Consider the following 10,593-nt stretch of genomic DNA (forward strand, 5'->3'; position numbering starts at 1 on the left):
TCAGAAGATCGCGCGCATCAGCTCGCGCCAGAGCCGGCGCAGGACATCGACGGCCAGTTGCTTGAGGAAGTCGGCGAACGATTCCGGGCCGCCGCGGGAGAATTCCTGCGGCTCGGGCAGCGCCATCGCCTTGGCCTTGCTCGCCTCGGGCAAAGCCGGGAACACGTCGAGCCCCGCCGTCTCCCGCAGGGTCGCGAGCGAGACCGCGCGCCATTCCGCGCCGGCCGCATTCGGCACGAGATAGGCCCCGGCCTCGCCGGTGCGTGGATCGTAGATCGCCTTGAACATCTGGGTCGGCACCAGCACCCGCCCCTTGATCGCCCCGACCGAGCGGCCCTCGAAGATGGGGCCGGTTACGACGAAGATCTCGCCGCGCTCGCTGGCGAGCCGGCGCACGCTTTCCTCGATCGCCGCCCACAGGCCGCGGTTCACCGCCCGGTTCTGCGGCACGATGTTGGCCAGGCTGAAGGATTCGGCCTGGGCGACCTCGCTCGGCATGTCGCCGGCCGGGGCCAGATGGCCGCGGTCGTAGCCGCTCCGCAGGTAGTCGGCGAGGCTCGCGCGGTCGTCCTCGGGCAGGCGGTCCTCGTCGTGAAAGGCATCGGCGCGCTCGACCCGGCGGGCGGCGGACACGCTCCGGCGCGTCAGCCGCTCGGCGGCGTAGAGCGGCGTGCGCGACACGCCCGAATGGAGCACGGCGAAGGCCTCGAAGCAGAGTGGGACGGCTCGGTCGGCGAGTTTCGGGTTGGTGAGCGTCGGCGCCCGGCCGTCCGCGAGCAGGGCGCGGCAGGCCGGCGCCTCCGGCAGTGCTTGGGACTCCGGCAGGGCTTGGGATGCCGCCGCGTGCGAGACGACGACAAGCAGAAGGGCCGGAACGAGCGGACGCAGCACCATTGCCGGCCTAGTAGCAGACCCGGACGCGGCGGGGGCCGGACGGCGTCTCGCGCCAGCGGAAGCCGCAGGGGCGCCCAAGCGGATCGATCAGCGGGCGGATGTCACGGTCCGGCGGTCCCGGCGGGCGGCGGCAGCGGACGTCGTCGGGGCAGCGCGCCGCCCCGGGCCGGGGCCTGCCGGCATCCGCCGCCCAGGCCGCACTCCCGCCGATCAGGGCGAGCGCCAGCGCGACCGTGGCCGGTAACGTTGCGGCGATAGGCATCGGGCGGCGGCCTCGGGGATGAGCGGGCAAGATGTTGATCAATGCAGCCTTCATCCATAATTGAGGGCGCGTCACGCGTGAAATCGTGGGGCTGCCTTAACTCTGAAGGCAGACGAAGCGGCCGAATCCTCTGAAAGACGCGCCGCTGTTGCAGCAAGATCATGGTATCCCGTGATCGGTTTGCGCTAGAATGATCGTTCATATGTCCCGGGGAAAGCTGTTTCCGGGGAGGCGGGCGAAATCCGAAGGCAGGCCGCGTTCGAGAATTCGGACGTGTGCCCCTGCAGGAACTGCCCTGCCGACGGGAACGCATTGAGAGACGGGTGAAGGCCTTGGCACTAGCGGACACGACGATCCTTGAGGGTCTTGAGACGCCGGATCGTCTCCGGCTTCTGCCGGAGAGCGAGCTGCAGCGGGTGGCCGACGCGGTGCGCGCCGAGATGATCGACGCCGTGTCGATCACCGGCGGCCATCTCGGCTCGGGCCTGGGCGTGGTCGAACTCACGGTGGCGCTCCACCACGTCTTCGACACCCCCGACGACCGCATCGTCTGGGACGTCGGACACCAGTGCTACCCGCACAAGATCCTGACCGGCCGCCGCGACCGCATCCGCACGCTGCGCCAGGGCGGTGGCCTCTCCGGCTTCACCAAGCGCTCGGAGAGCGAGTACGACCCCTTCGGCGCGGCCCACTCCTCCACCTCGATCTCCGCCGCGCTCGGCATGGCCGTGGCGCGCGACCTCGAGGAGGCGGACGCCAAGGCCAAGGGCGGCCCGGCGCCGAAGCGCCGCAACATGATCGCGGTGATCGGCGACGGCTCGATGTCGGCGGGCATGGCCTATGAGGCCATGAACAATGCCGGCGCCCTGCACTCGCGCCTGATCGTCATCCTCAACGACAACGACATGTCGATCGCCCCCCCCGTCGGCGCGATGTCGGCCTACCTCGCGCGGCTCGCCTCCGGCGGCACCTATCGCTCACTGCGCGAGACCGCCAAGCAACTGGGCAAGCTGCTACCGAAGGCGCTCTACCAGCGCGCGGCGGCGGCCGAAGAGTATGCCCGCTCGCTGATCGTCGGCGGCGGCACGATGTTCGAGGAGATGGGCTTCCACTATGTGGGTCCCGTCGACGGGCACAATCTCGACCACCTGCTCCCCGTTCTGAAGAACGTGCGCGACTCGGATCAGGGCCCGATCCTGCTCCACGTCGTCACGCAGAAGGGCAAGGGCTACGCGCCGGCGGAAGCCAGCGCCGACCGCTATCACGGCGTGGTCAAGTTCGACGTGGTCTCGGGCGTGCAGGCCAAGGCCAAGGCCAACGCCCCGGCCTATACCCGCGTGTTCGGCGAGAGCCTGATCAAGGCGGCCGATGCCGATCCGAAGGTGGTGGCGATCACCGCGGCGATGCCCGGCGGCACCGGGATCGACCTGTTCGGCAAGGCGCATCCCGACCGGACCTTCGACGTCGGCATCGCCGAGCAGCACGCGGTGACCTTTGCCGGCGGCTTGGCCACCGAGGGCTACAAGCCGTTCGTGGCGATCTACTCGACCTTCCTGCAGCGGGCCTACGATCAGGTCGTGCATGACGTCGCGCTGCAGAACTTAGCCGTGCGGTTCTGCCTCGACCGGGCCGGCCTCGTCGGCGCGGACGGCGCCACGCATGCGGGCGCGTTCGATCTGGCCTATCTCTGCTGCCTGCCGAACATGACGGTGATGGCGGCGGCTGACGAGGCCGAGCTGGTGCACATGGTGGCGACCTGCCACGCGCACGATTCGGGCCCGATCGCGCTGCGCTACCCGCGCGGCGAGGGGGTCGGCATCGAGTTGCCGGAGACGGGCGTGCCGCTGGCGATCGGCCGCGGCCGCGTGGTGCGGCGTCCGGAGGGGGCGCGGGTGGCGCTGCTCTCGCTCGGCACGCGCCTGTCGGAGGCGCTGAAGGCGGCCGATGCGCTCGAGGCCGAGGGTGTCGCGGCCACGGTGGCGGATGCGCGCTTTGCCAAGCCGCTGGATGCCGAGCTGATCGTCGATCTGGCGATGAGCCACGAGGTTCTGGTGACGGTCGAGGAGGGCTCGGTCGGCGGCTTCGGGGCGATGGTGCTGCACCTTCTGGCCGAGCGCGGTGTGCTCGATACCGGCCGGGTCCGGGTCCGCACGCTGACGCTGCCGGACAGCTACCAGGACCACGACAAGCCGGAGAAGATGTACGCCGAGGCCGGGCTCGATGCCGAGGGCATCCTCAAGGCCGTCCGCGCCGCCCTGCCGGACCAGAAGAAGGGCAGCCGGACCGGGCGCCTGCGTCTGGCTTGAGGGTTCGGGTGCTCGAAGGCCATTGCTTGAAGAGCGCCTCGCCCTGCGCTTGAGGTTGAGAAGCGCGGTGCTTGCTGCACCGCCTCATCAGTGAGACAAGCGCCGCGCCGTCGGGCCCTGGATCGGGTGCGTTGACGGAGCGGCGTTTCCCTTTGCCCGCTGGTCCCAGGACCGATGGGCGAGACCACCCGTGAATCACGCGAGCACGATGACAGAGCCGACCCAAAGCGGCCCGTTCCCAGCGGGGCCGGTGTTGATCACCGGTGCCAGCGGCTTCCTCGGAGCCGCCCTGGTGGACGTCTTCCGCGCGGCCGGTTTCCGCGTGCGCATCACCGTGCGTGCCTCATCGCCCCGCACCAACCTGATCTGGCCCGATGTCGAGATCGTCGAGGCCGACATGCGCGACCGGGCGGCGGTGGCGAGCGCCATGCGCGGCCAGCGCTACCTCGTCCACGCCGCGGCCGATTACCGGCTCTGGGCGCCGGACATGGAGGAGATCGTCCGCACCAACCGCGACGGCACGCGCATCCTGATGGAGGAGGCGCTCAAGGCCGGCGTGGAGCGGATCGTCTACACATCGAGCGTTGCGACCATCAAACCGCACGACGACGGCACCCCCGCCGACGAGACCCGGCCGCTGACGCCGGAGACCGCCATCGGCGCCTACAAGCGCAGCAAGGTCGTGGCCGAGCGCGTGGTCGACGAGATGGTGGCTCGTGACGGCCTACCCGCCGTCATCGTGAACCCCTCGACCCCGATCGGCCCCCGCGATGTGAAGCCGACGCCGACCGGCCGCATCATCCTCGACGCGGCCCAGGGCAAGATCCCGGCCTTCGTCGATACCGGCCTCAACCTCGCCCATGTCGACGACGTGGCTGCGGGCCATTTGCTGGCCCTGCGCAAGGGCCGGATCGGCGAGCACTACATCCTCGGCGGCGAGGACGTGATGCTGGCGCAAATGCTCGCCGACATCGCCGCCATCGTCGGCCGCAAGGCGCCGACGACGCGGCTGCCTTATGCGGTGATCTACCCGATCGCTTTCATCTCCGAGCAGATCGCGCGGGTGACCGGCAAGGCGCCGCTCGCCACCATCGACGGCGTGCGCATGTCGAAGTACCGGATGTTCTTCTCCGACGCCAAGGCGCGGGCGGAACTCGGCTATTCCGCGCGGCCCTACCGCCGGGGCCTCGAGGATGCCATCGCGTGGTTCCGTCAGGCGGGGTACATGAAATGAGCGCCGCGCTTCAAACCGCCAGCGACGCCCGCACCGGCAAGGGCCAGCACGACGAGAACTTTCCCGTCGCCTCGCATCTGATCCACCCGCGCTACCGCGGCGCGATCCTCGCCTTCTACAACTACGTGCGGGCCGGCGACGACGTCGCCGACCACACCGGCCTGTCGCCCGAGCGCAAGATCGAGATGCTCGACGCGCTCGCCGACGCGCTCACCGGCAAGGGCGGCTCCGACCCCACGGTCGAGCCGCTCAAGCGGGAACTCGCGGCCCATCGCCAGCCGCCGACCCACGCGCTCGAACTGCTCGACGCCTTCCGCATGGATGCGCGCAAGTCGCGCTACGCGGATTGGGACGAGCTGATCCACTATTGCCGCTACTCGGCGATGCCGGTCGGGCGCTTCCTGCTCGACGTGCACGGCGAGGATCCGGCGCGGGTCTACCGGACCTCCGACGCGATTTGCGCCGCGCTGCAGGTGCTCAACCACCTTCAGGATTGCGGCAAGGATTTTCGCGATCTCGACCGGGTCTACATCCCCCTCGACGTCATGCGGAAGCATGGCGCCGACGTGTCGATGCTGGGCGCCGACCGGGCGAGCCCGCAACTGCGCGCGGTGATCCGCGAACTCGCCGAGCGCACCCTGGTGCTGCTGGACGAGGGGGCGCCGCTGCCGAACCAGATCGACGACCTGCGCTTGAGCCTGGAGATCGCCGCGATCCATCGCCTCGCCGTCGTCCTGACGAAGGGGTTGCTGACCCGCGATCCGCTCAGCGAGAAAGTCCATCACGGTAAGGCCGCCTTCGCGCTCACCGCGCTCGGCGGCATCGCCGCCACGCTGGTGCGCCGCCCGTTCCGGTCGCGTGCGCCCCGTCCCGCCCCCGCCGGAGCCGGCCGATGAGCGCCACCGCCACCCCGATGCCGGGCGAGACCCCGGAAGCGTCTGCCCTGCCGGCCGCCGGCTCGTCCTTCTACACGGCGATGCGCCTGCTGCCGAAGGAGCGGCGCGAGGCGATGTATGCCGTCTACGCCTTCTGCCGGGTCGTGGACGATGTCGCCGATGACGGCGGCCCGCGTGAGGTCCGCGCGGCCGAGCTCGACCGCTGGCGGGCCGATATCGACGCGCTCTATGCCGGCCATCCTCCCGCGCGGGTGAAGCCGCTCGAAGAGCCGATGCGCCGCTTCGACCTCAAGCGCGAGGACTTCCAGGCCGTGATCGACGGCATGGCGATGGACGCGGAGGAGGACATCGTCGCCCCATCGGAAGCCAAGCTCGACCTCTATTGCGACCGGGTCGCGAGCGCCGTTGGGCGGCTCTCGGTGCGCATCTTCGGCATGCCGGAGGCGGACGGAATCCGCCTCGCGTGGCACCAGGGCCGGGCGCTCCAGCTGACCAACATCCTGCGCGACATCGACGAGGATGCGGAACGCGGGCGCCTCTACCTGCCGATGGAGAAATTCCACAAGATCGGGCTTATGAACCCGACTCCGCAGAGCGCGCTGGCGCATCCGCGCCTCGGCGAGGTCTGCGCGGCGGTCGCCGCGGAAGCGCAAGAGCATTACCGCCAGACCTGGGCGATCATCGAGCGCAGCCCGCGTCGCGCCACCAAGGCGGCCCGCCTGATGGCGGCGGCCTACCGGCTCTACCTCGACGCCGTGGTCAAGCGCGGCTGGGCGGCCCCGCGGGCGCGGGTGAAGCCGGGCAAATTCCCCCTTCTCCTCGTCGCTTTGCGCCACGGGATTCTGTGATGACGGGTACGGTTCACGTTGTCGGCGCCGGGCTCGCCGGCCTCTCGGCGGCGGCCTCGCTGGCGGAGGCCGGCAGCCGCGTGGTGCTGCACGAAGCCGCCAAGCAGGCGGGTGGGCGCTGCCGCTCCTACTACGACCCCTCGCTCGGGCTGACCATCGACAACGGCAACCACCTGCTCCTGTCGGGCAACCGCTCATCCCTCGACTTCATGCGCCTCATCGGTGCGCCGGCCAACGCCCTGACCGGGCCGGACGAGGCGGTCTATGACTTCGCCGACATTCGTACCGGCGAGCGCTGGACCCTGCGCCCGAACGAGGGCCGTTTGCCTTGGTGGGTGTTGCGGGCCGGCCGGCGCGTGCCGGGCACCCGCGCGCGCGACTACCTCGCGCCGGTCTCCCTGCTGATGGCCGCCTCCGGCAACAAGCCGGGCCAGAGCGGCACGATCGGCGAGAAGATGTCCTGCGAGGGGCCGCTCTACGAGCGGCTCTGGCACCCGGTGCTGCTCGCTGCGCTCAACACTGAGCCGCGCGAGAGCGATGTCGGGCTCGCCGCCACCATCCTGCGCGAGACCTTCGGGGGAGGCGGGCGTGCCTGTCGGCCGCTCATCGCCGTCGAGGGCCTGTCCACCGCCTTCGTCGATCCGGCCCTGCGCTACCTCCAGAGCCGCGGTGCCGAGATCCGGTATGGCCGGCGGCTGCGGGCGCTGACGCTCGGCCAGGGCCGGATCGAACGCCTGGACTTCACCGACGAGCCGACGGTGATCGGTCCCGACGACGCCGTGGTCATGGCCCTGCCGCCCTGGGTGGCGAGCGAACTCCTGCCCGGCACGCCTGCGCCGCAGGAATTCCGCTCCATCGTCAACGCGCATTTCGCCGTGCGCCCGCCCGAGGGCGCTCCGCTGATGCTCGGCGTCGTCGGCGGCCTGACCGAGTGGCTGTTCGCCTATCCGGACCGCTTCTCCGTCACCATCAGCGGCGCCGACCGGCTGCTGGAGGATGGCCGAGAGGATCTCGCGCGCCGCATCTGGACCGAGATCGCAGATCTCAACGGTCTTGCACGGGATTTGCCCAGCTGGCAGATCGTCAAGGAAAAGCGTGCGACGTTCGCGGCCACGCCCGCGGAAGCCGCGCGCCGCCCCGGCGCGGCGACGCGCTACCGGAATCTGGTTCTCGCCGGTGATTGGACGGAGACGGGGCTGCCCTCGACCATTGAGGGCGCGATCCGATCCGGCACAAACGCCGCGCAAGCCCTGTTCCGCACCGGGATGTGCGGACGGGCACAGGCACAGGGAGTTGCTTGAAGGATATGACGACGGCATCGAGACAGTCGAACGAGGCAAGAACGATGCGTGAGGCGGCCGTAAGCAAGGTCGAGACGCTGCAGCGTCCCAAGACCCGCGACGTGTCCCTCGACGACGTGGAGCGTGGCGTCCAGAGCGCCACCCGCGCCCTCACCGAGATGACGCAGGCGGATGGGCACATCTGCTTCGAGCTCGAGGCGGATGCGACCATCCCCTCCGAGTACATCCTGTTCCACCAGTTCCGCGGAACCGAGCCGCGGCCCGGCCTCGAGGCCAAGATCGGCAACTACCTGCGCCGCACGCAGTCGAAGGTGCATGGCGGCTGGGCGCTGGTGCATGACGGCCCGTTCGACATGAGCGCGTCGGTGAAGGCCTACTTCGCCCTCAAGATGATCGGCGACGACATCGAGGCGCCGCACATGCGCGCCGTGCGCAAAGCGATCCTCCAGCGCGGGGGCGCGGCCAACGCCAACGTCTTCACCCGCATCCTGCTCGCGCTCTACGGCGAAGTGCCGTGGGCGGCGGTGCCGGTGATGCCGGTGGAGGTGATGCACCTGCCGAAGTGGTTCCCGTTCCACCTCGACAAGGTGTCCTACTGGGCCCGCTGCACCATGGTGCCGCTGTTCGTGATCCAGGCCAAGAAGCCGCGGGCGAAGAACCCGCGCGGCGTCGGCGTGGCCGAACTGTTCGTGACGCCGCCCGATTCGGTGCGGACCTGGCCGGGCTCGCCCCACGCCACTTGGCCGTGGACGCCGATCTTCGGCGGCATCGACCGCGTGCTGCAGAAGACGCAGGACCATTTCCCGAAGGTGCCGCGCCAGCGCGCTATCGACAAGGCGGTCGCCTGGGTCTCCGAGCGGCTGAACGGCGAGGATGGTCTCGGCGCCATCTTCCCGGCCATGGTCAATTCGGTGCTGATGTACGAGGTGCTGGGCTATCCGCCCGAGCACCCGCAGGTGAAGATCGCGCTGGAAGCTATCGAGAAGCTCGTCGCCGAGAAGGAGGACGAGGCCTATGTCCAGCCCTGCCTGTCCCCGGTCTGGGATACGGCGCTGAACAGCCACGCCATGCTCGAAGCCGGCGGCCACCAGGCGGAGGCCAATGCCCGCGCCGGCCTCGATTGGCTCAAGCCGCTCCAGATCCTCGACATCAAGGGCGACTGGGCCGAGACCAAGCCCAATGTGCGCCCCGGCGGCTGGGCGTTCCAGTACGCCAACCCGCACTATCCCGACCTCGACGACACCGCCGTCGTCGTGATGGCGATGGATCGCGCCCAGCGCCAGCATGGGCTGGTCAGCGGCATGCCGGACTATTCGGAATCGATCGCCCGTGCCCGCGAATGGGTCGAGGGCCTTCAGAGCGCCGATGGCGGCTGGGCGGCGTTCGATGCCGACAACAACCACCACTATCTCAACCACATCCCGTTCTCGGATCATGGCGCGCTGCTCGATCCGCCGACCGCGGACGTGACCGCCCGTGTCGTCTCGATGCTGTCGCAGCTCGGCGAGACCCGCGCGACCAGCCGGGCGCTCGACCGCGGCGTGACCTACCTGCTCAACGACCAGGAGAAGGACGGGAGCTGGTACGGCCGCTGGGGCATGAACTTCATCTACGGCACGTGGTCGGTGCTGTGCGCGCTCAACGCCGCCGGGGTCGATCCGCAATCGCCTGAGATCCGCAAGGCGGTGGCGTGGCTCATCCGCATCCAGAACCCGGATGGCGGCTGGGGCGAGGATGCCTCCTCCTACAAGCTCAACCCCGAATTCGAGCCGGGCTACTCGACCGCCTCGCAGACGGCCTGGGCCCTGCTCGCGCTGATGGCGGCGGGTGAGGTCGATGATCCGGCGGTCGCCCGCGGCGTCAACTACCTCGTGCGCACGCAGGGGCAGGACGGTCTGTGGAGCGAGGAGCGCTACACCGCGACCGGCTTCCCGCGGGTGTTCTACCTGCGCTACCACGGCTACCCGAAGTTCTTCCCGCTCTGGGCGATGGCCCGCTTCCGCAACCTGAAGCGGGGCAACAGCCGGCAGGTGCAGTTCGGCATGTGATTTTTTGGGGCGGTCGTCCCAATGGAGAGAGGCGGCGCGGGGCATCCCGCGCCGTTTTCGTTTGTGCCGGGGGGCCGTCCGAACAGGACCGGTCTCGCGCACTTTTCCTCATACGAGCCCGCGAGACTGCCATTGATTCCCTGGGAGCACCTCGACACCGCCGCAATCCCCGGTGAGACGGGCAGCTTGCGCCTGATGCGCCGGGGCAGCGAGTTCTCGATTCAGCTCGACCGCAACGAACTCATGAACAGCCGTCTCAGCGGCTCCGAGGAGGCGCTGGCACGGCTCTCGGCCGAGCGGATCGCGGGGGTGAAGACGCCACGTGTGCTGATCGGTGGCTACGGCATGGGCTTCACCCTGCGCGCCGCCCTGAGCCTTCTGCCGGGCACGGCGCAGGTGAGCGTGGCCGAGATCGTCCCGGCGGTGCTCGCCTGGGCGCGTGGTCCGATGGCGGAACTGACCGGCGGCAGCCTGGATGACCCGCGGGTCTCAATCCGTGAAGCCGACGTCGCCGCGGTGATCCGCGAGCGTCCGGGCGTCTGGGACGCGATCCTGCTCGATGTGGATAACGGCCCCGATGGCCTCACCCGCAGCGCCAACGACCGTCTCTACGACGCCGCCGGCCTCGGTGCCGCGCGCGCGGCTTTGCGCCCCCGCGGCGTGCTGGCGGTCTGGTCAGCGCATCCCGATGCCGCTTTCAGCCGGCGGCTCGCACAGGCGGGGTTTTCGGTCGAGGAGGTCGGCACTCGGGCACGCGGCAAGCGCGGGGCGCGGCATGTGATCTGGCTGGCCCGGCGCTGATCC

Annotated in this window: 9 protein-coding genes; 7 read left to right on the forward strand and 2 right to left on the reverse strand. The window is 69.8% G+C overall.

Annotated elements, in window-relative coordinates:
- Entirely contained in the window at positions 1 to 894 is an 894-nt protein-coding gene (locus MSPGM_RS09785; RefSeq protein ID WP_003606691.1) for a DNA/RNA non-specific endonuclease, read from the reverse strand.
- 7 nt (positions 895 to 901) lie between these two features.
- Positions 902 to 1,156, reverse strand: a complete 255-nt coding sequence (locus MSPGM_RS09790; RefSeq protein ID WP_012752631.1) for a hypothetical protein — start codon at positions 1,154 to 1,156, stop codon at positions 902 to 904.
- Between the two features lie 332 nt (positions 1,157 to 1,488).
- Between MSPGM_RS09790 and dxs the strand changes: the two genes are divergently transcribed.
- From dxs to MSPGM_RS09825, 7 genes are all read left to right on the forward strand, one after another.
- A complete protein-coding gene (gene dxs / locus MSPGM_RS09795) occupies positions 1,489 to 3,462 on the forward strand; it encodes a 1-deoxy-D-xylulose-5-phosphate synthase (RefSeq protein ID WP_043766753.1) in 1,974 nt (657 codons plus the stop codon).
- Between the two features lie 208 nt (positions 3,463 to 3,670).
- On the forward strand, positions 3,671 to 4,696 hold the full coding sequence (gene hpnA, locus MSPGM_RS09800; RefSeq protein ID WP_012253485.1) for a hopanoid-associated sugar epimerase: 1,026 nt from the start codon (positions 3,671 to 3,673) through the stop codon (positions 4,694 to 4,696).
- On the forward strand, positions 4,693 to 5,592 hold the full coding sequence (hpnC, locus tag MSPGM_RS09805; protein WP_003604029.1) for a squalene synthase HpnC: 900 nt from the start codon (positions 4,693 to 4,695) through the stop codon (positions 5,590 to 5,592). The genes hpnA and hpnC overlap by 4 nt, the downstream gene beginning before the upstream one ends.
- Entirely contained in the window at positions 5,589 to 6,440 is an 852-nt protein-coding gene (hpnD, locus tag MSPGM_RS09810; RefSeq protein WP_003604030.1) for a presqualene diphosphate synthase HpnD, read from the forward strand. Before hpnC ends, hpnD begins: the two co-directional genes overlap by 4 nt.
- On the forward strand, positions 6,440 to 7,741 hold the full coding sequence (gene hpnE, locus MSPGM_RS09815) for a hydroxysqualene dehydroxylase HpnE (protein ID WP_012752633.1): 1,302 nt from the start codon (positions 6,440 to 6,442) through the stop codon (positions 7,739 to 7,741). Before hpnD ends, hpnE begins: the two co-directional genes overlap by 1 nt.
- 44 nt (positions 7,742 to 7,785) lie before the next feature.
- Positions 7,786 to 9,789, forward strand: coding sequence for a squalene--hopene cyclase (gene shc / locus MSPGM_RS09820; RefSeq protein ID WP_003604034.1), 2,004 nt, complete (start codon positions 7,786 to 7,788; stop codon positions 9,787 to 9,789).
- A 132-nt stretch (positions 9,790 to 9,921) separates the two neighbouring features.
- On the forward strand, positions 9,922 to 10,590 hold the full coding sequence (locus tag MSPGM_RS09825; RefSeq protein WP_003604035.1) for a spermidine synthase: 669 nt from the start codon (positions 9,922 to 9,924) through the stop codon (positions 10,588 to 10,590).
- Positions 10,591 to 10,593 lie beyond the last annotated feature (3 nt).

It is taken from the genome of Methylorubrum sp. GM97 (assembly GCF_024347855.1).
GTDB classification, from domain to species: domain Bacteria; phylum Pseudomonadota; class Alphaproteobacteria; order Rhizobiales; family Beijerinckiaceae; genus Methylobacterium; species Methylobacterium extorquens.